Below are 21,675 nucleotides of genomic sequence, written 5' to 3' on the forward strand. Positions count from 1 at the left end.
CTCAGGCTGTTTCGCGTACGGACAAAATGGTTAGAACGGTTTGTACATTTTGTGCAGCGTCACGCCCCAGGCTGGTCAGATAACCGCCATCGGGCTGGGTAATCAATTCTTTATCGAACAGTCTTTGGGCAGCGGCAATGGCTTTCGGGGCAGCGGTCTGATGAATTTTCAAACCTTCCTGGGAACTGTCCAGGTTGAAGAGGGCGAGGATTTCCAGTTCGGCAACCAACTCAGGGGTAAGCGACATAAGGACTCCAGACTTTCTAGGAATTGGACGATAGCGCTCCTAAGGTGAGCCCACTCGCGCAGCATGTCCAGTGCTCGTAACAGGGTTTTTCGCTTGAGGTGGTTTCCAGTTCAGTCAGCGTCTGGGGCAAGTCGGTACTGATGGGTGACAATCTGTGTGGAGGCGGGCTTTTGTGGCGAGGGGGCTTGCCTGTGGGGAGGCAGCTTGCTGTGGCGAGGGAGCTTGCTCCCGTTGGGTCGCGAAGCGGCCCCAAAAGCTTTGCGGCTGCTACGCAGCCGAACGGGAGCAAGCTCCCTCGCCACAGCAAGCTCCCTCGCCACAAAAGCCCCGTGACAGGGCTGGGGTTATTTCTTTTCCGGCGGCAACTCTGGCAGCGCGCGCAACGCGGTTTCGTACCACTCGGTATTGAAGGCGCGGTCTTCTTCGAGGATCGCGTCGATTTCCACCGCCAGCACGTGTGCCATCAGGTTGAGGATTTCCTCACGCTCGTAACCCACCAGGGTCAGCTTGTTGAACGTGGCCTTGGCCGCCGGCGGGTTGTCGCTTTCGATCTGGTTTTCAATGGCTTCGATCAGCGTCGTTTCGGTGAACTCTTCTTCGTCGTTGTCGATGTCAGTTGGCTCGCTCATGGCAGGCTCCTCAAGTTAAGGCGGCCAGTTTACCTGCATTCAGCGCTGTGATGCTGCTGGCAAGAAGTGCCCGGGCGTTCTATAACTGGCGCTGCCAACCCCCTGCACGGCCTGGAGGCTAACGAATGCTCAAGCTTTATGGATTTTGCGTCAGCAACTACTACAACATGGTCAAGCTGGCGTTGCTGGAAAAGGGATTGCCATTTGAAGAGGTGCCATTTTACCCAGGCACTACCCCCGAGACGTTAGCCATCAGCCCTCGCGGAAAGGTCCCGGTGCTGGGCGTCGAACAAGGTTTCATTAACGAAACCAGCGTGATTCTCGAGTACATCGAGCAGAGCCAGAATGGCAAGGCGTTGCTGCCGAACGAGCCTTTCGAGCGAGCGCAGGTTCTGGCCCTGGCCAAGGAAATCGAGCTGTACATCGAGTTGCCGGGCCGCGCGTGCTATGCAGAGGCGTTCTTCGGTATGGCCGTGCCGGACGCGATCAAAGAGAAAACCAAGGCCGAGTTGCTGCTGGGCTTTGCTGCCCTGAGCAGGCATGGCAAGTTCGCTCCCTATGTGGCGGGTGACAGTCTGAGCGTGGCTGACTTGTATTTTCTCTACAGCGTGCCGATGGCCCGTGCCGTGGCGCAGAAGCTGTTTGATATCGATCTGTTGGCCGAAATGCCGGCGGCCAGGGCGCTGCTGGAGCGTCTGGAGCACAATCGGCATGTGCAGCGGATCGCAAAGGACAAGGACGCGGCGATGCCGGCGTTCCTGGAGATGATCGCGTCCAAAAAGTAGACGTGTAACGATCTTGAGAATGCCTTCACGAGCAAGCCCGTTCCCACATTGGATCTCCAGTGTTCACAAAGTTTTGCGTTCACTACTTACCTAATGTGGGAGCGGGCTTGCTCGCGAAGCTTTTGGCAATTTAACGGCTGGCGAGTAACGCCTGACCGCGGGCAACAGCCTTCTTGACCTGCGCCGGCGCCGTTCCGCCGATGTGGTCGCGGGCATTCACCGAGCCTTCCAGAGTCAGCACGGCAAATACGTCCTGCTCGATCTGGTCGCTGAACTTGCGCAGTTCTTCCAGGCTCATTTCCGCCAGGTCTTTGCCGGTGTCCACGCCATACTTGACAGCATGGCCGACGATCTCGTGGCAGTCACGGAACGGCAGGCCACGGCGCACCAGGTAGTCAGCCAGGTCGGTGGCGGTGGAGAAACCGCGCAGGGCCGCTTCGCGCATCATCGCGTGCTTGGGCTTGATCGCCGGGATCATGTCGGCGAAGGCGCGCAGCGAGTCGCGCAGGGTGTCGGCGGCGTCGAACAGCGGTTCCTTGTCTTCCTGGTTGTCCTTGTTGTAGGCCAATGGCTGGCCTTTCATCAGGGTCAGCAGGCCCATCAATGCGCCGAATACCCGGCCAGTCTTGCCGCGAACCAGTTCCGGCACGTCCGGGTTCTTCTTTTGCGGCATGATCGAGCTGCCGGTGCAGAAACGGTCCGGCAGATCGATGAACTGGAACTGTGCGCTGGTCCATAGCACCAGCTCTTCAGAGAACCGCGACAAGTGCATCATCGCGATGCTCGCGGCCGAGCAGAATTCAATGGCGAAGTCACGATCGGACACGTTGTCCAGGGAGTTGCCGCCGACCGCGTCGAAGCCCAGCAGTTGAGCGGTGTACTCGCGGTCGATCGGGTAAGTGGTGCCGGCCAGTGCGGCGCTGCCCAGCGGCATGCGGTTGGTGCGCTTGCGACAGTCCACCAGGCGCTCGTAGTCGCGGCTGAGCATTTCGAACCAGGCCAGCATGTGATGCCCGAAGGTCACTGGCTGCGCGGTTTGCAGGTGAGTGAAGCCCGGCATGATGCTGGCGGCTTCGCGCTCGGCCTGCTCCAGCAAGCCTTGTTGCAGACGAGTGATTTCGCCCAGGATCAGGTCGATCTCATCACGCAGCCACAGGCGGATGTCGGTGGCGACCTGGTCGTTACGGCTGCGACCGGTATGCAGTTTTTTACCGGTCACGCCGATGCGGTCGGTCAGACGCGCCTCGATGTTCATGTGCACGTCTTCAAGGTCGATGCGCCAGTCGAACTGGCCGGCCTCGATTTCACCCTGGATGGTGTTCAGGCCATCGATGATGCTGTCGCGCTCGGCATCGGTCAGCACGCCGACCTTGGCCAGCATGCTGGCGTGGGCGATCGAGCCCATGATGTCGTGGCGATACAGGCGCTGGTCGAAGGTGACGGAGGCGGTGAAGCGGGCGACGAAGGCGTCGACGGGTTCACTGAAGCGGCCGCCCCAGGACTGATTGGTCTTGTCAGTGCTCATGAATTCGCTCGTATCGGCTTGAAGAAGGATGGCGTGAAACGCTGACGCGGATAATAACAGGGTTGCCAATCCTGTCGCTGACACTGGTCGACAGGTTTTTTCTCATCGCGCCACCCCTGCTCGAAGCAAGCAATGCGCAAATTGCGCAACGATATTTTTCAATTGAGCAATATCGTCCCGCCAACCGTCTACAGTTGGACAGAGGATCAGCGCACTTCTCGATGCTGCAGCTGACTATAGAGAGAAGAGGGGTGTTCATATTGTGTATCAGCAAACCCTACGGCGATGCCTCGCCAGTGCGGGCCTGGGCCGCCAGTCACGCGGCAGATGAAAATTTAGCCGCCGGTCTCGCGGCACTTTTTGGCCCTCGCGCTAGTCTTAGCGTGGATCGCGGTGACGGACGTCACTTCACCTGTCTACGCTATCCTTGTGCGAGACTCACGCAGGAATCCAGCGCAATATGAATGTCCTGATCGTTGATGACGAACCCCTGGCCCGCGAGCGCCTGAGCCGAATGGTCGGCGAACTCGAGGGATACAATGTCCTGGAGCCCAGCGCCACGAATGGCGAAGAGGCGTTGGCACTGATCGACAGTCACAAACCGGATATCGTGTTGCTCGATATTCGCATGCCGGGCCTCGATGGCCTGCAAGTGGCTGCACGATTGTGCGAACGCGAAACCCCGCCCGCCGTGGTGTTTTGCACCGGGCCCGATGAATTTGCCGTGGAAGCCCTGCAGGCCAGCGCCGTGGGCTATCTGGTGAAGCCAGTGCGCACAGAACAGTTACACGAAGCATTAAAGAAAGCCGAGCGACCCAATCGCGTCCAGCTCGCGGCGTTGACTCGCCCGGCGGCCGAAACCGGCAGCGGTCCGCGCAGCCATATCAGCGCCCGCACCCGAAAAGGCATCGAGCTGATTCCGCTGGGTCAGGTGGTCTACTTCATCGCCGACCACAAGTACGTCACCTTGCGTCATGAAGGTGGTGAAGTACTGCTCGACGAACCACTCAAGGCTCTCGAAGACGAATTCGGCGACCGTTTCGTGCGGATCCACCGCAACGCACTGGTGGCTCGCGAACGCATCGAGCGGCTGCAACGCACGCCCCTGGGGCATTTCCAGCTGTTTCTCAAAGGCCTGAACGGCGATGCCCTGATTGTCAGCCGACGTCATGTGGCCGGCGTGCGCAAAATGATGCAACAGCTTTAAAGGCGGATTTGCAGCCTGTTACCGGACATTGAAGGCCAGGGAGGCCATGCAGTTTCTGATACAAGTCAAAGCGGATTTGGCTGAGCTGTTATTATCTGCCGTATCTATTCAGTACGGATTGATCCATGTCCTCTCGCGAAATCCGCATCGCCACCCGCAAAAGTGCTCTCGCCCTGTGGCAGGCCGAGTACGTCAAGGCTCGTCTGGAAGAGGCCCATCCGGGCCTGCTCGTGACGTTGGTCCCGATGGTCAGTCGCGGCGACAAGCTGCTCGATTCGCCGCTGTCGAAAATCGGCGGCAAGGGCCTGTTCGTCAAAGAGCTGGAAACTGCGCTGTTGGAAAATCAAGCCGACATCGCCGTGCATTCCATGAAAGACGTGCCGATGGACTTCCCTGAAGGCCTCGGTTTGTTCTGCATCTGCGAGCGCGAAGACCCGCGCGATGCCTTTGTCTCCAATACCTACGCCAGTCTGGCTGAGTTGCCATCAGGCAGCATCGTCGGCACCTCCAGCCTGCGTCGTCAGGCGCAGTTGCTGGCCCGGCGTCCAGACCTGGAAATCCGTTTCCTACGCGGCAACGTCAACACTCGCCTGGCCAAACTCGATGCCGGTGAATACGACGCCATCATCCTCGCCGCGGCGGGTTTGATTCGCTTGGGCTTCGAAGACCGCATCAAGTCGGCCATCAGCGTCGAAGACAGTCTGCCGGCCGGTGGCCAGGGCGCGGTCGGTATCGAATGCCGTAGCGTCGACACTGAGATCCACGCGCTGCTGGCGCCGCTGCATCATCAGGATACGGCCATTCGCGTAACCGCCGAACGTGCGCTCAACAAACATCTGAATGGTGGTTGCCAGGTGCCAATCGCTTGCTACGCCGTGCTTGAAGGCGAGCAGATCTGGTTGCGCGGGTTGGTGGGTGATCCGAGCGGCGGCCTGTTGCTCAGCGCCGAGGCCCGGGCGCCGCGGGCAGATGCCGAGGCTTTGGGGGTACAAGTGGCCGAAGACCTGCTGAGCCAGGGCGCCGCCGACATTCTGAAAGCAGTCTACGGCGAGGCAGGGCACGAGTGACTGGCTGGCGCCTGTTACTGACACGCCCTGCGGATGAATCGGCGGCGCTAGCCCGTGTGCTGGCCGACGCGGGGGTTTTCAGCAGCAGCTTGCCGCTTTTAGATATCGAGCCGATTCCCGCCTCTGAGACAATGCGCGAAGTGATTCAGAACCTGGATAGCTATTGCGCGGTGATCGTGGTCAGCAAACCGGCCGCCAGAATCGCTGTCGATCTGCTCAATCAATACGGGTCGCAGCCACCGGGCCTGAAGTGGTTCAGCGTGGGCGCGGCGACGGCGCAGATTCTCGAGGATGGCGGGCTGGATGTGAGCTGCCCGGTGGACGGCGATGACAGCGAAGCCTTGCTTGAGTTGGCGCCGTTGCGCGAGGCTGTCGTCGGCCCCGATCCGCGGGTGCTGATCCTGCGCGGGGAGGGCGGGCGCGAGCTGCTGGCTGAGCGTTTACGCGAGCTTGGTGCTAGTGTCGAGTATCTGGAGTTGTACCGGCGCGGTTTGCCGCAGTACCCATCGGCAACGCTGCCAGACCGGGTCAAGGCGGAACGCTTGAACGGGCTGGTGGTCAGCAGTGGACAGGGTTTTGAGCACCTGCACCGATTGGCTGGCGATGCCTGGCCGAGCATGGTGCGGCTGCCGTTGTTTGTTCCAAGCCCCAGGGTCGCCGAGTTGGCACGCGCCGCAGGGGCCCAAACAGTTGTGGATTGTCGTGGCGCCAGTGCCGCGGCCTTGCTGGCGGCGTTACGGGAACATCCCGTGCCCGTTTTCTAATGCAAAGGATGGATACGTGAGCGAAACAGCCTTGCCTAAAGATGACGTCCGGCCCGTGCTTGATGCATCGGCTGATGCACCAGTTGAAACTGCGCCACCTGCTGTTGAGCAGCGCCGAGGCAACGGGTTGGCAATCGTCGCGCTGCTGCTGGGCGCTGCCGGTGTTGCCGTGGGCGGTTGGGGAGTCTGGCAGGTGCGTCATCTGCAAGCCAGTAACCAACAACAGTTGAGTCAGATACAGGCGTTGAACGATCAGGCCCAGAGCCTGAAACTCAACGAGCAACGCCTGACGGCTCGCCTCGAGCAAATGCCGGCCGCCGAGGAACTCGACGCACGCAGTCGTCTGGTCACTCAACTCCAGGGCGATCAGCAACGCCTGAATCAACGTCTGGAGACCGTCCTCGGCGCGAGCCGCAAGGACTGGCGTCTGGCCGAAGCGGAGCACTTGCTGCGCCTGGCCAGCCTGCGTCTGTCGGCATTGCAGGACATCAGCAGCGCCCAGGCCCTGGTGCAAGGCGCCGACGAAATTCTCCGTGAACAGAACGACCCCGGGGCTTTCGCCGCTCGCGAGCAAGTGGCCAAAACCCTGGTGGCCCTGCGCAGTACCGAACAACCGGATCGCACGGGGTTGTTCCTGCGACTGGGTGCCTTGCGCGATCAGGTGATCAACCTCACCGAGCTGGCGCCTGAGTACAAGGATCGTGGCGAATCCCTGCTGGGCCTGACCGCTGATGGCGACGGCGCCAGTCGCTGGGCGCAATGGTGGGATCAGATCTCGCGTTATATCCGCATCGATTTCAACGCCGACAAGAATGTCCGTCCGCTGCTGGCAGGTCAGAGCCTGAGCCAGGTGCGTCTGGCTCTCAGTCTGGCGCTGGAGCAGGCGCAATGGGCCGCGCTCAATGGCCAGGCCGCGGTGTACACCCAAGCGCTGGCTGAAGCGCGGGATGTGCTCAAGAGCAACTTCAACCCGGACAACCTTCAGAGCAAAGTGATGCTGGAGCAGGTGGTCGAGTTGAGCAAGCAGCCAGTCACGGTGGTCACGCCGGATCTGACGGGCACCTTGAGTACGGTTCAGGCCTATCTTGAACGTCGTAATATCAATGCCGAGGAGTCGGTGAAACCTCTGGCCAAACCTGCCGCGAGCACACCGCAGGAGGCCACGCCATGAAGCGCCTCTATGTCATCGTGTTCGTCGTCATCGCGGCGGCTGCCGCGCTGGGGCTGGCGATTGCCGAGCATTCCGGCTACGTGCTGATCGCCTACAAAACATTCCGTTATGAATCGAGCCTGTGGGCAACCCTCGCCCTGGTGGCTGTGTTGTGGCTGGTGTTCTGGGGCATCAAGGCGCTGATCGAGCTGGTGACAACTTCCGGTGGCGTGGTCAATCCATGGTCCCGGCGCAATCGCAGTCGACGGGTACAAGTGGCGATAGAACACGGTCAGCTGGATTTGGCCGAGGGCCGTTGGGCCAGTGCGCAGCGTCATTTATATCGCGCAGCGGAAGCCGAGCGCCAACCGCTGCTCTACTACCTCGGTGCCGCCCGCGCCGCGAACGAACAAGGTCACTACGAGGAAAGCGACAACCTGCTGGAGCGTGCCCTCGAGCGGCAGCCCCAGGCCGAGCTGGCGATTGCCTTGAGCCATGCCCAATTACAGACTGACCGCGGCGATACTGACGGCGCGCTGGTGACCCTGCAGGCCATGCACGAGCGTCATCCTCATAACGTCCAGACCCTGCGCCAGTTGCAACGCCTGCATCAGCTGCGGGGCGACTGGTCGGCCGTGATTCGCTTGTTGCCGGAGTTGCGCAAGGACAAAGTGTTGCCACCGGCCGAACTGGCTGAGCTGGAGCGCCGGGCCTGGGGTGAAAATCTTTCGTTGGCGGCGCACCAGGAAGAAGACGGAACAGTCGGTTTGCAATCGCTCCAGCGCGCCTGGCAACAACTTACTACTGCCCAGCGCCAGGAACCGCAACTGGTGCTGGCCTATGCCGAGCAATTACGGCAACTGGGCGCGCAGGTCGAGGCCGAAGAAGTCCTGCGGGCAGCCCTCAAGCGCAAATACGACAGTCATCTGGCGCGTCTGTACGGGCTGGTTCGCGGCAGTGATCCGGCCAGACAGCTGCACACCGCCGAGGGTTGGCTCAAGGATCATCCCGCCGACCCGAGCCTGCTGCTGACATTGGGCCGTTTGTGCCTGCAAAGCAGTTTGTGGGGCAAGGCCCGGGATTATCTGGAGAGCAGCCTGCGCGTGCAGCGCAACCCTGAAGCCTGCGCCGAACTGGCGCGGTTGCTGGCGCAACTGGGTGACACCCAACGCAGTAATCAGCTGTTTCAGGAGGGCTTGGGCCTTTTGGATGAGCGCTTGCTGGCGGCACCGCTGCCGGTGCCGGCTCACGCCTGATTCCCGCCCCGGACCTTATGTAGGAGCTGCCGAAGGCTGCGATCTTTTGATGTTTTATAAGATCGCAGTCGCTTCGAATCCGCCACTGTTTCAGCGTTGTCATCCTTCGCCGGCAAAGTCCTACAGAGGACTACATCAAATCCTCTCGACACTGTCGGGAATTCCCTACACTTCTGGTGAAGTGTCCGTGGTGGCCTGCCTTGAAAGGCTGTCGCGCTTTCCTCTACCGTAACCACCTGTCTCTACTGTTACGGAAAAGCCATGTCTTTGGCCTGCTCACGCTCCTTGTTTTTCATGGTTTTCATTGCAGGTGCCCTGGCCTTGGGCGTTTCCTACCATCTGGAATATGTGGTCGGCCTCAAGCCTTGCGGGTTGTGCCTGTTGCAGCGGGTTTGCCTGGCACTGCTCACGGCTGCCTGCCTGGCGGCTTCAGTGCAGGGGCCTGGCCGCTTCGGATCCTTCCTGTATTGGTTGCTGAGTCTGCTTTGCAGTCTGGCGGGCACCATCACGGCGTGGCGCCAGGTGGTGTTGCAGAGCGATCCGGTTCATCAGTTATCGGCATGCTCGCCTGATCTGGCCGATCTGTTCGCCAACACGCCCTGGTTGCGTGTCGTGCAGCGAATGTTTAAAGGAACCGCCGATTGTGCGGAGATTTCCTGGACGCTGTTCGACTTGAGCATCCCGGAATGGAGTTTGCTGTTCTTCGTTGCGATGATGATTCTGGGCGGGTACCAGTTGCTGCGCCTTGTCTGGATCGCGTGTCAGCGACCGCTCAGCGGCGAGTCGTCGCACCGGGCATTGGCAGGTGATTAAACACTTGTATGAACTTTATCTCCTGCGTACCTTGAAGCCATAAGCGCGCGGGCATAATCTGGCCCGCACGTGTCATTGGATTTATGTTGCTCGAATGACGCTCTGCCTGGTCGATTCTTGATCTTCAAGTGTGCGACAGGTGTAGAGCAGCATGACCCACAAGGGAAGAGAGAATCACCATGCTCGAAAGTTGTCAGAATGCTCAGGAACGCTGGGGTGGAGTGCATCTGCTGATCGATCGCTGGTTGCAGGAGCGTCACGAACTGGTTCGGGCCTATGATGCTCTCGGCGACAAGCCCGAGGCTCTGGGCGAGAACCGAAAACAGTTGCAGGAGTTCTGCGGTGTGCTGGTCGACTACGTGTCAGCCGGGCATTTCGAAATCTACGAACAGCTGACAGGCGAAGCCAAGGCGTTCGGTGATACTCGCGGTCTGGAGCTGGCCGAGACGATCTACCCGCGCATCGACGTCATTACCGAGAAGCTGCTGGCGTTCAACGACCTGTGTGATGCCGGTAAGTGTGTCGCGGAGAAATTCAAGGAGCTGGGTGGCTTGTTGCACGAACGCTTCGAACTGGAAGATTGCCTGATCGAAGTGCTGCACACTGCTCACAAGGAAGAGGATTCGGTTCAGGCCTGAACCTTATCCGGCAACACCCTCTAAACGGTGCGCAAATGCGCGCCGTTTTTCGTCTTCGGCTTTCAGCTTGTAGCACCGCGCAATTCGATTTCGAATACCAGCGGCGTGAACGGCTCGATCACATCGCCGGCACCGTCGGCGCCATAGGCTTGCGCCGATGGAATCACCAGGCGCCATTTCGCGCCGACCGGCATGTTTTGCAGCGCACTGCGCCATCCACTGATCACGCTATCAAGACTGAACCACTGCGCCTCGCTGTTCTGGTCAAACACTGAGCCGTCAGGCAGGCGTCCGATATACAGCACCTGGACCTTGCCATTCGGACCGGCCTTGGCGCCGGTACCCGGCATCAACTCCGTCAGCAGTATTCCATCGGCCAGTTCTTGAACGCCGGGTTTGGCTTTTTCTTCAACGAGAAACCGTCGCTCGTTTTCCAATGCCAATTCACTTTGCGGTACAGACGACTGCATGGCAATCCGGGCTTCATGCTCAGCCAGAATCTGTTCGATCCGCTCATCTTTCAGTGCCAGTGGCTTGCCTTGATAGGCTTGTTGCAAGCCTTCGAGAAGGGCCTGAAGTTGCAGGTCCGGAACTTCCTGGCGCAAGCGTTCGCCAAGACTTGCGCCCAAGCTGTAAGCGAGATCGTGAGTGTCATTGACGGCGTTTTTTTCGGCGGCTTGGGCCACAGAAAAAACCACGCAAAGCGATAAGAAAAGGTAGCGCGACATGGGCACTCTCCGACCTGAGATACGCAGGATTATGCCAGTGTGGATGCGCTCGAAGGTGAACTGGTTTTAGTTGCGCGCAGAACATTTTTGCGATGTTGCAATGGAGTGCTTTCGATACTGTCAACAGGCCCTAGCGGCGGTTGCAGCAGAGGTCTAGTATGAGCCGCATTCACGTCAGCCAGGAGGTAAACCATGTCGGCCACCAAGAAGCCAGTAAATACTCCGTTGCACTTACTCCAACAACTCTCGGGTAGCCTGCTCGAGCATTTGGAAAACGCTTGTTCCCAAGCCTTGGCTGATGCTGAAAAACTGCTCGCCAAACTGGAGAAGCAGCGCGGAAAAGCACAGGAAAAGTTGCACAAATCCCGGACCAAATTGCAGGACGCTGCGGCGGCCGGCAAAGCCAAGGCGCAAGCCAAGGCCAAAGAGGCGGTGAAAGAACTTGAGAACTTGCTCGATGCCCTCAAGGATCGCCAGTCCGAAACGCGCAGCTACATCCTGCAACTCAAACGCGATGCTCAAGAAAGCCTGAAACTGGCCCAGGGCGTCGGTCGTGTCCAAGAGGCTGTCGGCAAGGCGTTGTCCCTGCGTTCGGCCAAGCCAGCGGCGGCACCTGCGAAGAAGGCTGCGGCCAAGCCAGCTGCTGCAAAAGCACCAGCCAAAACTGCGGTGAAAACCACAGCCAAGCCAGCCGCAAAACCGGCAGCGAAAAAACCAGTCGCTGCCAGTGCTGCGAAACCAGCGGCTAAAACGACGGCTGCCAAACCTGCCGCCAAGCCAACTGCTGCCAAAACAGCTGCCGCTAAACCGGCTGCAAAAACCACGGCTGCCAAACCCGCCGCAAAAACTGCAGCGGCTAAACCTGCTGCCAAGCCAGCCGCTAAAACTGCCGCTGCCAAACCTGCCGCGGCTAAAACAACCGCCAAGCCTGCTGCGAAGCCCGCTGTAAAAACTGCGGCTAAACCCGCTGCCAAACCGGCTACCAGAACCGCTGCTGCAAAACCTGCTGCCGCTGCCAAGCCAGCCGCCAAACCGACTGCAAAACCAGCCGCTAAAACTGCGGCAAAATCAGCGGCAAAACCGGCCGTGAAAAAGCCGGTCGCTGCTGCCAAATCGGCCACTGCACCTGTTGCCAAGCCAGCGACTGCAGCGCCAGCGCCCGCTGCTTCGGTTTCGCCCGCGCCTGCAGCAACCACCTCGACAACCACGTCTGCGCCAACGCCAGCCGCGTCGTCGAGCACCAGCACCACCCCAACCAGCGCTTCCTAAGTGCCGGTTGCCGCGACGCGCAGCTGATGCAGCGCGTCGCGGTCCAGGTTGGCGGCGCCTGCCGCCAGACCTTCCAGCCAGGCCGAGAGATCGGTCGCCTCATCCTGCGGCCAACGCTGCGCCAAACGCTCCAGTCGCAGCAACAAATGCCTTTCGGCTTCCATCTCCAGTGTCTTCACTTGTCCGCGTAAATCATCCAGCCCGGCATCCTCGCTCGCAGCGGCTTTCCATTGCTGGCGCAAAGTGCGCAATGGTTGCACGACATCCGTATCCCAAGGCCCGGCTACATCGCGTAGCTGCTGCAAGCGTCGCTCGCTGCAGGCAACGCGCCGTTCTCCCAGCCATAACCCGCACAGCAGCAGGCACACATTCACACCCCTCGACTGCAAGTGCAGGCATGCGCGTTCAACGCCACGACGAGAATAAGTAGTAACGGAAAAGCTCCACAGGTCAGAGGACATAGTGCTACTCGCGCCAGTTGCGAGCGAAGCTGGTAGACTCCGCCGCCATTATGATTCGACTTCAGAACCTCACTTTACAGCGTGGCCCGCAACGTCTGCTAGAAGACGCCGAGCTGACCCTGCACGCCGGCCACAAAGCCGGCCTCATCGGTGCCAACGGCGCCGGTAAATCGAGCCTGTTCGCCTTGATTCGTGGCGAATTGCACCCGGACTCGGGTGACTGCTTCTTGCCGGCCGACTGGCGCATCGCCCACATGCGTCAGGAAATCGAGACACTCGAACGCCTGGCGGTCGACTACGTGCTCGATGGCGACCTGCGCCTGCGCGAGGTGCAACGCGACCTCGCCGCAGCCGAAGCGGCCCATGACGGTGCCGCTCAGGCCCGCCTGCACTCGGAACTCGACAGCGCCGACGGTTACACCGCCGACGCCCGGGCCCGCAAGCTGCTGGCCGGCCTTGGGTTCACCAACGAGCAGATGGATCGGCAAGTAGGAGATTTCTCCGGTGGCTGGCGGATGCGTCTGAATCTTGCGCAGGCTTTGATGTGCCCTTCGGACCTGTTGCTGCTCGACGAACCAACCAACCACTTGGACCTCGACGCCATCATCTGGCTCGAAGAGTGGCTTAAAAGCTATCCCGGCACCTTGTTGCTGATTTCCCACGACCGGGACTTCCTCGATGCCGTGGTCGATCACGTAGCCCACGTCGATCAACGCAAGATCACCCTGTATCGCGGTGGTTACAGCGCTTTCGAACGCGCCCGCGCCGAACGTCTGGCCCAGCAACAACAGGCCTACGAGAAGCAGCAAGCGCAACGTGCGCACATGGAAAGCTACATCGCCCGCTTCAAGGCCCAAGCCACCAAGGCCCGTCAGGCGCAGAGCCGGATCAAGGCACTGGAGCGGATGGAAGAGCTGTCCGCCGCCCACGTCGATTCGCCGTTCGACTTCGTCTTCCGCGAGTCGACGAAAATTTCCAGCCCGCTGATCGACCTGTCGGATGCTCGACTGGGTTATGGCGACAAAGCCGTGCTGGAGAAGGTCAAGCTGCAACTGACCCCCGGCGCGCGGATCGGTTTGCTCGGCCCGAATGGCGCGGGTAAATCGACCCTGATCAAAAACCTCGCCGGTGAGCTTGAGCCGTTAGCCGGTCGCCTGACGCGCGGTGAAAACACCGTCGTTGGCTACTTCGCCCAGCATCAACTGGATTCTCTCGACGCCAAAGCCAGCCCGTTGCTGCATTTGCAGCGCCTGGCGCCGACCGAGCGAGAGCAAACCTTGCGCGACTTCCTCGGTGGTTTCGACTTCCGCGGCGCGCGTATCGATGAGCCGGTACTGAATTTCTCCGGCGGTGAGAAGGCGCGTCTGGCCTTGGCATTGATCGCTTGGGATCGGCCGAACCTGTTGCTGCTCGACGAACCGACCAACCACCTGGATCTGGAAATGCGTCTGGCGCTGACCATGGCCCTGCAGGAATTCAGTGGCGCGGTCTTGGTGGTTTCACACGATCGCCATCTGCTCAAAAGCACCACTGACAACTTCTATCTGGTGGCCGACGGCAAGGTCGAGGAGTTCGACGGCGACCTGGAAGATTACGCCCGTTGGCTGGTCGAATATCGTCAACGCAATACCCCGGTCAGCAATACCCCGGTCAATCCGGACAAGACCGACAAGAAGGCCCAGCGCCAGGCTGCCGCTGCGTTGCGTCAGCAACTGGCACCGCACAAGCGTGAGGCTGACAAGCTTGAAGCCGAGCTGGGCAAGCTGCACGAGAAACTGGCGAAGATCGATACGAGCCTCGGCGACAGCGACATTTACGAGCCGATGCGCAAGAACGATTTGCGTGATCTGCTGGCTGAACAGGCCAAGCTGAAGGTGCGTGAAGCCGAGCTGGAAGAAGCCTGGATGGAAGCGCTCGAACTGCTCGAAAGCATGCAGGCGGAGCTGGAGGCGTTGTCCTGATGGAAGCCTTCAAGTTGCCGCTGCCGGCTGGATGGGGCGAGCCGCTCTGGCTGGTCGTGCAAATTCTGCTGATCCTGCTGGCCGGTTATATCGCCCAGCGCGTCGTCGCCAAATGCCTGACTCGCCTGGGCGAACGCTATCCGTTTCCGCCGCAGTTTTTCATGCCGCTGCGCGGTGGTTTGCGCTGGCTGATCATGGGCAGTGCACTGATCTTTGTGCTGGAACGACTTGGCGTGTCTGCAACGGTGTTGTGGACGGCGTTGTCCGGTTTCGTTGCAGTGGCCGCCGTGGCGTTTTTCGCCATGTGGAGCGTGCTGTCCAATCTGCTGTGCGCGATCCTGATTTTCACCGTCGGCCCCTTCCGTATCGGCGATGTGGTCGAGTTGGTGGATACCACCGACAAGCCTGGCGTCAAAGGCCGGGTGGTGGCGATCAATCTGCTCTACACCACGCTGATCGAAGCCGAGGAACTCGGCACCGGCACTGCAATGGTGCAGGTGCCCAATAGCCTGTTCTTCCAGCGCTCGGTTCGGCGTTGGCGTGGGACTGATGTGTTTCCTTCCAATGGGTTTGAAAAATAGGTTCTGAATTCCTGTATTGATGTCGGCTGCTAGACCGTTTTCGCGAGCAAGCCCGCTCCCACACTAGATTGATCTGAATCACAAATTTGTGTCCACTGTATATCCCATGTGGGAGCGGGCTTGCTCGCGAAGGGGGGCTCAAGCCGTAAACGCTGGTCGACAGTCGCCATATCCTGCAAAAAATCGGTAGTCATCGACCCGAAGGCGCATTAGCTTAGACGTCTGTCACGAGTCTGAGTCGAGGTGTGCGATGGTGCTTCAAACATGGCTGGCGTTTTTTGCCGCCTGCTGGGTGATCAGTCTTTCTCCCGGGGCTGGCGCCATTGCGTCGATGTCCAGCGGTTTGCGTTACGGTTTCTGGCGCGGTTACTGGAACGCCTTGGGCCTGCAACTGGGCCTGGCCTTGCAGATCGCGATTGTCGCTGCCGGTGTGGGGGCGATCCTCGCGGCTTCGGCCACGGCTTTTTATGCGATCAAATGGTTTGGCGTGGCCTACCTGGTCTACCTCGCGGTCAAGCAATGGCGCGCGCTGCCCAATGACATGAGCGACGACGCCGCCATCCGGCAGATCGGCAAGCCGATGGCGCTGGTGTTCCGGGGCTTTCTGGTGAACATCAGCAACCCCAAGGCCTTGGTGTTCATGCTTGCGGTGCTGCCGCAATTCATCGACCCTCACGCGCCGCTGGTGGCCCAGTATCTGATTCTCGGCGTGACCATGATCGGCGTCGACCTGATCGTCATGGCCGGCTACACCGGGCTGGCGGCCAAGGTGTTGCGTTTGCTGCGCACACCCAAGCAGCAACAACGCATGAACCGGACTTTTGCCGGGCTGTTCATTGGTGCGGCGGCGTTCATGGCGACCCTGCGTAAAGCGGCGGCATAAAAAACCGTCAGGCACAAAAAAGGCGACCTCTTCAGGTCGCCTTTTTCAATTGTGGCGAGGGGGCTTTTGTGGCGAGGGAGCTTGCTCCCACTCGGCTGCGCAGCAGTCGTAAAGCCGGCTGATACGGGGGTTGCCTGACTACTGGGGCCGCTTCGCGGCCCAACGGGAGCAAGCTCCCTCGCCACAAAGCTCCCTTCGCCACGGCGCGGCATTATAAACAGGGATGCTGGCTATGTAATGGCTTTTTAGCTTCGTATTTTCGCAATGTGCCATTACTTATATTCACCCCGAAAATCCCAGTGCTTCCCAGGAAATTCCAACAAAGCTTGAGTGAAACTCATTCGGAGTGAACAATGTGTTACTTCGTATTTCCATTTGAGAGTTATTCATGATTGCCTCCTCTCGTTTTCTGGCGTGGCTTGTGCTGCCGATGATCGCGTTCTGCAGCTTCAATGCGCTGGCCGAAACCGCAGAAGGTGCGCCCAAGGCCCTGCATTTGCTCGATTACATCGGCGCCGATTATCCGGCGACGGTGGAGGCGGGCAATGTCATCGATGAACCTGAGTACCGCGAACAACAGGAATTCCTCAAAGTGCTGCAAGGTTTGATCGCCGATTTGCCGGCCAAACCCGAGCGCGCAGAGCTGGAGCAGGGCGTCGACAGCCTTGGCGCTGCCATCGAGGCTCGCAAGAATGGCGCGGATGTTGCTCGTCAAGCGCGTCAGCTGGGAGCAAAACTGGCAGTGACCTATGAGGTCAGCCAGGCCCCGATCATCACCCCGGACCCGACTCGCGCCGCGCCGCTGTATGCCCAGCAATGTTCGGTGTGCCATGGCGATGCGGGTGCCGGTGACGGCCCGGCGGGCGTCGGCATGACGCCGCCGCCGGCCAATCTGCGTGATGCCGTGCGACTGGACCGTCTGAGCCTTTATGCGATCTACAACACGCTGGGCATGGGGGTTGAAGGCACCGACATGCCGGCCTTCGCCGATCAACTGGATGATCGTCAACGTTGGGACCTGGCGACCTACATCGCCAGCTTCAGCGCCGATCCGGCTGCGGCCAAATCCGGGAAAACCTACAACATCGCCGACCTCGCGCGTCAGACGCCAGCCGAAGTGCTGGCCGCCGAAGGCCCGCAAGCAGCCGCTACATTCCGTGCACAACGGGCACAACCGCCGCAGGTCAAGCGTGGTCCGGGGCAGTTGCTTGATTACACGGCGGCCACCCTGGACAAGAGCATCGCAGCCTACCGCGCCGGCGATCACGATCAGGCTTATGACTTGTTGGTAGCGGCCTATCTGGAAGGCTTCGAACTGGTCGAAAGCTCGCTGGACAACGTCGACGCCAACGTGCGCAAAGACACCGAAAAATCCCTGATGGCGTATCGTCAGTCGTTGCAAGACGGCTTGCCGGTGGCCCAGGCCGAGCAGCGTCTGGAAGCGGCCAAAACCAAGTTGAAAGAGTCCGCTGGCCTGCTGGGCAGTGATGGCTTGAGCTGGTCGCTGAGCTACATTTCCGGTCTGTTGATTCTGCTGCGTGAAGGCCTGGAAGCAATTCTTGTGCTCGCGGCGATCCTCGCGTTCCTGCGCAATACCGGTCAGCAATCGGCGGTGCGTAGCGTCAACATCGGTTGGGGCCTGGCACTGCTGGCCGGGCTGGCGACCTGGGCGGTGGCGGCGTATGTGATCGACGTCAGCGGCGCCCAGCGCGAATTGCTGGAAGGTGCGACGGCGTTGTTTGCCAGTGTCATGGTGCTCTGGCTCGGCGTGTGGATGCACGATCGTCGCCACGCAGCGGCCTGGCAGGATTACATCAAGAGCAGCCTGGTGAGCGGCGGCGGGCGTTTCGGCTTTGCAATCCTGGCGTTCTTCTCGGTGTATCGCGAGCTGTTCGAAGTGATCCTGTTTTACGAAACCCTGTGGCTGCAAGCCGGGCCAGCAGGGCACAACGCCGTAATGGCGGGCGGGGCGACGGCGCTGGTATTGCTGATCGGGCTGGCTTGGGTGATTCTGCGCGGCTCGGCGAAACTGCCGCTGGCGTTGTTTTTCGGCATCAATGCCGGTTTGCTCTGCGCGTTGTCGGTGGTGTTTGCCGGCCATGGCGTGAAGGCGTTGCAGGAAGCCGGGATCTTCGGCACGCGGCCGGTGCCGTTCTTTGACTTCGACTGGCTGGGGATTCACGCTGATGCGTATTCCCTGAGTGCTCAGGCCGTGGCGATCATTGCGATCATCGTGTTGTACAGCCGTAGCCGGATGGCCGAGAAGCGGCGGGTGCCGGTTTCTTAACAGCATTCGCTGCGCTCATAATCGCGGGCAAGCCCGCTCCCACAGGTTCAGCGCTAACCTTGTGGGAGCGGGCTTGCCCGCGATGCTTTTCAATAGAGGAAACACTATGCGCGTGTGGATCGATGCCGACGCCTGCCCTCGGGCAGCCAAGGATCTGGTGGTGAAGTTCGCCCTCAAGCGCCAGTTCGAAGTGGTGCTGGTGGCCGGCCAGCCGCAGATCAAACCGGGCCTGGCGCTGGTGAAGCTGATCGTAGTGCCCAGCGGCCCGGATGCCGCCGACGATTATCTGGTGGAACACGCGGCGCCGGGTGAGCTGGTGATTTGCAGCGATGTGCCGCTGGCGGACCGGTTGGTGAAGAAAGGCGTGGCGGCGCTGGATCCGCGGGGCAAGGAGTTCGATGCGCAGAACATGGGCGATCGACTGGCGGTGCGAAACCTGTTCACCGATCTGCGCGAGCAGGGCCAGATGAGCGGCGGACCGGCGCCGTTTGGCGAGCGCGAGAAGCAGGCATTCGCCAATGCGCTGGACCGGATACTCACGCGGTTATCGCGTAAAGCCTGAAAAGATCGCAGCCTTCGGCAGCTCCTACAGGATTCGCATAAACCTGTAATTTGCGTCGGTCACGGTCCATGTAGGAGCTGGCGAAGCCTGCGATCTTTTGATCTTGCTTCTTTACTCGTCGTTCTCGTGGGTCAGTTCCAGCACGCGGTCGACCAGTTTGTTGATGCCAGAAGCGGCCTCGCTGATCGATTGCGCCAGCATGTACGCCGGAGTGCTCACCAGCTTGCGCGCCTTGTCTTCGACGATGTCGGTCACCGCGCACTCGGCATGGGTGGCGCCCATCTTGTTCATCGCGGCGGCGGTATCGGCATCGTTGCCGATGGTGCAGGTCACGCCCGGGCCGTAGATCTTGGCCGCCAGGGCCGGCGAGATGCAGATCAGCCCTACCGGTTTGCCGGCCTCGGCGAACGCTTCGGTCAACGCCAGGACGTCAGGCTGAACGCTGCATCCGGCACCTTCGACGGCAAAGTTCGACAGGTTCTTGGCCGAGCCGAATCCGCCGGGAACGATCAGCGCATCGAAGTCTTCGACGCTGGCTTCACGGATATCCTTGATGTTGCCCCGGGCGATCCGTGCCGATTCCACCAGCACGTTGCGCGCCTCGGGCATTTCTTCGCCGGTCAGGTGGTTGATCACATGCAATTGCGCGATATTGGGTGCGAAACATTGCACCTGGGCACCGCGCTGGTCCAGCCGCAGCAGGGTGATCACGCTTTCGTGGATTTCGGCGCCGTCGTACACGCCGCAGCCGGAAAGGATCACTGCAATTTTTTTGCTCATGGGCTTTTCTCCAGATTCATGGCGTTAAATGTCCACTAATTTGTCACTCGTTGCCATAGGGTTAATACGCGGCTACACCTAATCTCTGCTGAACGATTCTGATCAGGGCGCGTCATGGACTTAATTCTGTATGCGGTGCCGTTTTTCTTTGTGCTGATTGCGGTCGAGCTGCTGGCCGACCGTTGGCGCGGGGTGAGCAATTATCGCGTGGCAGACGCGATCAACAGCATCAGCACCGGCGTGCTGTCGACCACCACGGGCCTGCTCACCAAAGGCGTCGGCCTGGTCACTTATGCCTTCGCCCTGAAGCATCTGGCCGTGATTGAGTTGTCGGCCGACAGCGTCTGGGTCTGGGTTTTTGCCTTCGTCTTCTACGACTTCTGCTATTACTGGCTGCACCGCATGGGCCACGAACGCAACATCCTCTGGGCTGCCCACTCGGTGCATCATCAGAGCGAGGATTACAACCTCTCCACGGCCTTGCGTCAGACCAGCACCGGGTTTGTGTTGAGCTGGATTTTTTACCTGCCCATGGCCGTGCTCGGCGTTCCACTCGTGGTGTTCGTCAGCGTTGCGGCGCTGAATCTGCTGTACCAATTCTGGGTGCATACCCGGCACATTCCCAAGCTCGGCTGGTTCGAATGGTTCTTCGTCACGCCGTCCAATCATCGGGCTCACCATGCACAGAACGCTCTTTACATGGATCGCAACTACGGCGGAGTGTTCATTATTTGGGACCGTCTATTTGGCTCGTTCCAGGAAGAGGACGATAACGAGCCGGTGATTTTCGGCGTGACCACACCGCTGGCGAGCTGGAATCCGTTGTGGGCGAACGTGCAGTTCTATATGCAGCTGTGGGATGACGCCCGGCGTGCCGAAAGCGGATGGGACAAACTGCGGATCTGGTTCATGCGCACCGGTTGGCGGCCGGCGGATGTGGCGGCCAAATACCCAATGAACAAACCGGACCTGAGCCAGTTCCGCAAATTCGAGGTACCGCTGGACGGACGCCATCAATGGTATGTGGCGCTGCAATTTTGCATCTACATCGCCTTGGGCAGTTACTTGATGAATCTGGAGCAAAGTCTGCCGACCGCAGCCCTGCTGTTGGGCTGGGGCGCCGTGGCACTGGGGTTGTTTGTATTGGGCGTGGCCCTGGAGAATCGCCCGCAGGCATTGAAACTTGAGCTGTTGCGGCTGGCGTCGAACCTGCCGCTGGTATGGCTGGCGCCAATGGTCGGGCTATGGCCGGACAGTGTAATGAGCAACGCGGCGAGCTGGGTGGGGCTGCTCAGTTACAGCCTGCTCAGCGTAATCGGTCTCTACTGTTGTAGAAACCGCTTCACTCGATGGGCGTCGTAGGTTCGCTGGATTTGGCCTGTTCGGCTTTCAACGCTTGCTCGTCGGCATAGATCTGCTTCGCCAGACGGGCATTCTTGAAGCGTCGGCGCAGCCACAGGCAAAAGCCCAATACCAGCAGGGCGCCCAGCACCCACAGCTCATACTTCTTGACGCTACCGAGCATGCCTTCAAGCACTGCGCCGAAGTGATAAGCGGCAGAAGCCAGCGCGGCAGCCCAGATGGCTGCGCCAATCCCGTTGAGCAGCAGATAACGTCCCGGCGGATACCCCGACAGACCGATCGCCACCGGCATCACGGTGCGCAGTCCATAGACAAAACGGAAGCTCAGCACCCAGATGTCCGGGTGCTTGCGGATATGTTCCAGCGCCCGATCGCCCATCAGTTGCCAGCGCGGTTTGCGCGCCAGCAATTTGCGCCCGTGCTTGCGTCCCAGGAAGTACCACAGCTGATCGCCGGCATAACTGCCGAGGAATGCCACGAGCATCACCACCTTGATGTCCATGTATCCACGGAACGCAAGGAAGCCTGCGAGCACCAGGATGGTTTCGCCTTCGAAGAACGTGCCGAGAAAGAGGGCGAAGTAGCCGAATTCCTGAAGAAATTGTTGGAGCATTGTCTGGGTGCTGGCGAAATGAACGCGCAGCCTAACCCCTCGGACACATTCAGGAAAGTGTCAAAATGTGTCTCGACGTGAACATTTCCTACAAGGACAATGGAATG

Annotated in this window: 22 protein-coding genes and 1 pseudogene; 16 read left to right on the forward strand and 7 right to left on the reverse strand. The window is 60.0% G+C overall.

What is annotated here, in order from left to right:
- Position 1 precedes the first annotated feature (1 nt).
- Positions 2–247, reverse strand: coding sequence for a TIGR02647 family protein (locus ABH909_RS04735; RefSeq protein WP_007894898.1), 246 nt, complete (start codon positions 245–247; stop codon positions 2–4).
- Between the two features lie 344 nt (positions 248–591).
- The gene (locus tag ABH909_RS04740; RefSeq protein WP_429430873.1) at positions 592–876 is read right to left on the reverse strand and encodes a hypothetical protein; all 285 of its coding nucleotides are present in this window, start codon (positions 874–876) and stop codon (positions 592–594) included.
- A 125-nt stretch (positions 877–1,001) separates the two neighbouring features.
- Between ABH909_RS04740 and ABH909_RS04745 the strand changes: the two genes are divergently transcribed.
- Positions 1,002–1,661 carry a glutathione S-transferase gene (locus ABH909_RS04745; RefSeq protein WP_429430875.1) on the forward strand — a complete coding sequence of 220 codons (660 nt, stop codon included), beginning with the start codon at positions 1,002–1,004 and terminating at the stop codon, positions 1,659–1,661.
- Positions 1,662–1,791: 130 nt separating this feature from the next.
- On the opposite strand, the gene argH is transcribed toward ABH909_RS04745, so the two are convergent.
- Positions 1,792–3,186, reverse strand: a complete 1,395-nt coding sequence (gene argH / locus ABH909_RS04750; protein ID WP_008076102.1) for an argininosuccinate lyase — start codon at positions 3,184–3,186, stop codon at positions 1,792–1,794.
- Between the two features lie 338 nt (positions 3,187–3,524).
- Here argH and ABH909_RS04755 point away from each other — a divergent pair.
- From ABH909_RS04755 to rsd, 8 genes and pseudogenes are all read left to right on the forward strand, one after another.
- A pseudogene (locus ABH909_RS04755) lies at positions 3,525–3,650 on the forward strand (sensor histidine kinase); the annotation flags it as partial.
- Positions 3,647–4,393 carry a LytR/AlgR family response regulator transcription factor gene (locus tag ABH909_RS04760; RefSeq protein ID WP_007899317.1) on the forward strand — a complete coding sequence of 249 codons (747 nt, stop codon included), beginning with the start codon at positions 3,647–3,649 and terminating at the stop codon, positions 4,391–4,393. The pseudogene ABH909_RS04755 and the gene ABH909_RS04760, both read left to right, overlap by 4 nt.
- 125 nt (positions 4,394–4,518) lie before the next feature.
- A complete protein-coding gene (gene hemC, locus ABH909_RS04765) occupies positions 4,519–5,460 on the forward strand; it encodes a hydroxymethylbilane synthase (RefSeq protein ID WP_429430877.1) in 942 nt (313 codons plus the stop codon).
- Positions 5,457–6,224 carry a uroporphyrinogen-III synthase gene (locus ABH909_RS04770; protein WP_429430879.1) on the forward strand — a complete coding sequence of 256 codons (768 nt, stop codon included), beginning with the start codon at positions 5,457–5,459 and terminating at the stop codon, positions 6,222–6,224. The genes hemC and ABH909_RS04770 overlap by 4 nt, the downstream gene beginning before the upstream one ends.
- Before the next feature lie 16 nt (positions 6,225–6,240).
- Positions 6,241–7,395 (forward strand): uroporphyrinogen-III C-methyltransferase, encoded by a 1,155-nt coding sequence (locus ABH909_RS04775; protein WP_429430881.1) that lies wholly within the window; start codon positions 6,241–6,243, stop codon positions 7,393–7,395.
- Entirely contained in the window at positions 7,392–8,630 is a 1,239-nt protein-coding gene (locus ABH909_RS04780; protein WP_429430883.1) for a heme biosynthesis protein HemY, read from the forward strand. Before ABH909_RS04775 ends, ABH909_RS04780 begins: the two co-directional genes overlap by 4 nt.
- Before the next feature lie 261 nt (positions 8,631–8,891).
- Positions 8,892–9,443: a disulfide bond formation protein B gene (locus tag ABH909_RS04785; RefSeq protein ID WP_429430885.1), complete on the forward strand. Its 552-nt coding sequence runs from the start codon at positions 8,892–8,894 to the stop codon at positions 9,441–9,443.
- A 179-nt stretch (positions 9,444–9,622) separates the two neighbouring features.
- Entirely contained in the window at positions 9,623–10,081 is a 459-nt protein-coding gene (gene rsd / locus ABH909_RS04790; RefSeq protein WP_429430887.1) for a sigma D regulator, read from the forward strand.
- Positions 10,082–10,143: 62 nt separating this feature from the next.
- Here the strand turns inward: rsd and ABH909_RS04795 are convergent, their stop codons facing one another.
- A complete protein-coding gene (locus ABH909_RS04795) occupies positions 10,144–10,809 on the reverse strand; it encodes an FKBP-type peptidyl-prolyl cis-trans isomerase (RefSeq protein WP_429430889.1) in 666 nt (221 codons plus the stop codon).
- 192 nt (positions 10,810–11,001) lie between these two features.
- Between ABH909_RS04795 and ABH909_RS04800 the strand changes: the two genes are divergently transcribed.
- Positions 11,002–12,078, forward strand: a complete 1,077-nt coding sequence (locus ABH909_RS04800; protein WP_429430891.1) for an AlgP family protein — start codon at positions 11,002–11,004, stop codon at positions 12,076–12,078.
- Here ABH909_RS04800 and ABH909_RS04805 read toward each other — a convergent pair.
- Entirely contained in the window at positions 12,075–12,539 is a 465-nt protein-coding gene (locus tag ABH909_RS04805) for a TIGR02444 family protein (RefSeq protein ID WP_429430893.1), read from the reverse strand. The genes ABH909_RS04800 and ABH909_RS04805 overlap by 4 nt on opposite strands.
- Before the next feature lie 50 nt (positions 12,540–12,589).
- Between ABH909_RS04805 and ABH909_RS04810 the strand changes: the two genes are divergently transcribed.
- The 5 genes from ABH909_RS04810 to ABH909_RS04830 all read left to right on the forward strand — a co-directional run bounded on the left by ABH909_RS04810 (position 12,590) and on the right by ABH909_RS04830 (position 18,813).
- The gene (locus ABH909_RS04810; protein WP_429430895.1) at positions 12,590–14,500 is read left to right on the forward strand and encodes an ATP-binding cassette domain-containing protein; all 1,911 of its coding nucleotides are present in this window, start codon (positions 12,590–12,592) and stop codon (positions 14,498–14,500) included.
- Positions 14,500–15,081 carry a mechanosensitive ion channel domain-containing protein gene (locus ABH909_RS04815; RefSeq protein WP_429430897.1) on the forward strand — a complete coding sequence of 194 codons (582 nt, stop codon included), beginning with the start codon at positions 14,500–14,502 and terminating at the stop codon, positions 15,079–15,081. Before ABH909_RS04810 ends, ABH909_RS04815 begins: the two co-directional genes overlap by 1 nt.
- A gap of 250 nt (positions 15,082–15,331) precedes the next feature.
- Positions 15,332–15,964, forward strand: coding sequence for a LysE family transporter (locus tag ABH909_RS04820; protein WP_095633128.1), 633 nt, complete (start codon positions 15,332–15,334; stop codon positions 15,962–15,964).
- A gap of 388 nt (positions 15,965–16,352) precedes the next feature.
- Complete coding sequence (locus ABH909_RS04825) at positions 16,353–18,251, forward strand: FTR1 family protein (protein ID WP_429430900.1); 1,899 nt, start codon at positions 16,353–16,355, stop codon at positions 18,249–18,251.
- A 106-nt stretch (positions 18,252–18,357) separates the two neighbouring features.
- Entirely contained in the window at positions 18,358–18,813 is a 456-nt protein-coding gene (locus ABH909_RS04830; RefSeq protein WP_183680748.1) for a YaiI/YqxD family protein, read from the forward strand.
- Positions 18,814–18,924: 111 nt separating this feature from the next.
- Here ABH909_RS04830 and elbB read toward each other — a convergent pair whose 3' ends face one another.
- Complete coding sequence (gene elbB / locus ABH909_RS04835; RefSeq protein ID WP_052964543.1) at positions 18,925–19,593, reverse strand: isoprenoid biosynthesis glyoxalase ElbB; 669 nt, start codon at positions 19,591–19,593, stop codon at positions 18,925–18,927.
- 114 nt (positions 19,594–19,707) lie between these two features.
- On the opposite strand from elbB, the gene ABH909_RS04840 reads away from it, so the two are divergent.
- On the forward strand, positions 19,708–20,955 hold the full coding sequence (locus ABH909_RS04840; RefSeq protein WP_429430903.1) for a sterol desaturase family protein: 1,248 nt from the start codon (positions 19,708–19,710) through the stop codon (positions 20,953–20,955).
- On the opposite strand, the gene ABH909_RS04845 is transcribed toward ABH909_RS04840, so the two are convergent.
- Positions 20,936–21,568, reverse strand: a complete 633-nt coding sequence (locus tag ABH909_RS04845; RefSeq protein WP_429430905.1) for a DedA family protein — start codon at positions 21,566–21,568, stop codon at positions 20,936–20,938. The genes ABH909_RS04840 and ABH909_RS04845 overlap by 20 nt on opposite strands.
- Between the last annotated feature and the right edge of the window lie 107 nt (positions 21,569–21,675).

Origin of the sequence: Pseudomonas sp. BS3782 TE3695 (assembly GCF_050435305.1) — a bacterium.
Classification (GTDB): domain Bacteria; phylum Pseudomonadota; class Gammaproteobacteria; order Pseudomonadales; family Pseudomonadaceae; genus Aquipseudomonas.

Bases quoted from the DNA above. Each gene is read 5' to 3' on its own strand.
- ABH909_RS04735 (WP_007894898.1), bottom strand. From the start codon at position 247: ATGTCGCTTACCCCTGAGTTGGTTGCCGAACTGGAAATCCTCGCCCTC.
- ABH909_RS04740 (WP_429430873.1), bottom strand. From the start codon at position 876: ATGAGCGAGCCAACTGACATCGACAACGACGAAGAAGAGTTCACCGAA.
- ABH909_RS04745 (WP_429430875.1), top strand. From the start codon at position 1,002: ATGCTCAAGCTTTATGGATTTTGCGTCAGCAACTACTACAACATGGTC.
- argH (WP_008076102.1), bottom strand. From the start codon at position 3,186: ATGAGCACTGACAAGACCAATCAGTCCTGGGGCGGCCGCTTCAGTGAA.
- ABH909_RS04760 (WP_007899317.1), top strand. From the start codon at position 3,647: ATGAATGTCCTGATCGTTGATGACGAACCCCTGGCCCGCGAGCGCCTG.
- hemC (WP_429430877.1), top strand. From the start codon at position 4,519: ATGTCCTCTCGCGAAATCCGCATCGCCACCCGCAAAAGTGCTCTCGCC.
- ABH909_RS04780 (WP_429430883.1), top strand. From the start codon at position 7,392: ATGAAGCGCCTCTATGTCATCGTGTTCGTCGTCATCGCGGCGGCTGCC.
- ABH909_RS04785 (WP_429430885.1), top strand. From the start codon at position 8,892: ATGTCTTTGGCCTGCTCACGCTCCTTGTTTTTCATGGTTTTCATTGCA.
- rsd (WP_429430887.1), top strand. From the start codon at position 9,623: ATGCTCGAAAGTTGTCAGAATGCTCAGGAACGCTGGGGTGGAGTGCAT.
- ABH909_RS04795 (WP_429430889.1), bottom strand. From the start codon at position 10,809: ATGTCGCGCTACCTTTTCTTATCGCTTTGCGTGGTTTTTTCTGTGGCC.
- ABH909_RS04800 (WP_429430891.1), top strand. From the start codon at position 11,002: ATGTCGGCCACCAAGAAGCCAGTAAATACTCCGTTGCACTTACTCCAA.
- ABH909_RS04805 (WP_429430893.1), bottom strand. From the start codon at position 12,539: ATGTCCTCTGACCTGTGGAGCTTTTCCGTTACTACTTATTCTCGTCGT.
- ABH909_RS04810 (WP_429430895.1), top strand. From the start codon at position 12,590: ATGATTCGACTTCAGAACCTCACTTTACAGCGTGGCCCGCAACGTCTG.
- ABH909_RS04815 (WP_429430897.1), top strand. From the start codon at position 14,500: ATGGAAGCCTTCAAGTTGCCGCTGCCGGCTGGATGGGGCGAGCCGCTC.
- ABH909_RS04820 (WP_095633128.1), top strand. From the start codon at position 15,332: ATGGTGCTTCAAACATGGCTGGCGTTTTTTGCCGCCTGCTGGGTGATC.
- ABH909_RS04825 (WP_429430900.1), top strand. From the start codon at position 16,353: ATGATTGCCTCCTCTCGTTTTCTGGCGTGGCTTGTGCTGCCGATGATC.
- ABH909_RS04830 (WP_183680748.1), top strand. From the start codon at position 18,358: ATGCGCGTGTGGATCGATGCCGACGCCTGCCCTCGGGCAGCCAAGGAT.
- elbB (WP_052964543.1), bottom strand. From the start codon at position 19,593: ATGAGCAAAAAAATTGCAGTGATCCTTTCCGGCTGCGGCGTGTACGAC.
- ABH909_RS04840 (WP_429430903.1), top strand. From the start codon at position 19,708: ATGGACTTAATTCTGTATGCGGTGCCGTTTTTCTTTGTGCTGATTGCG.
- ABH909_RS04845 (WP_429430905.1), bottom strand. From the start codon at position 21,568: ATGCTCCAACAATTTCTTCAGGAATTCGGCTACTTCGCCCTCTTTCTC.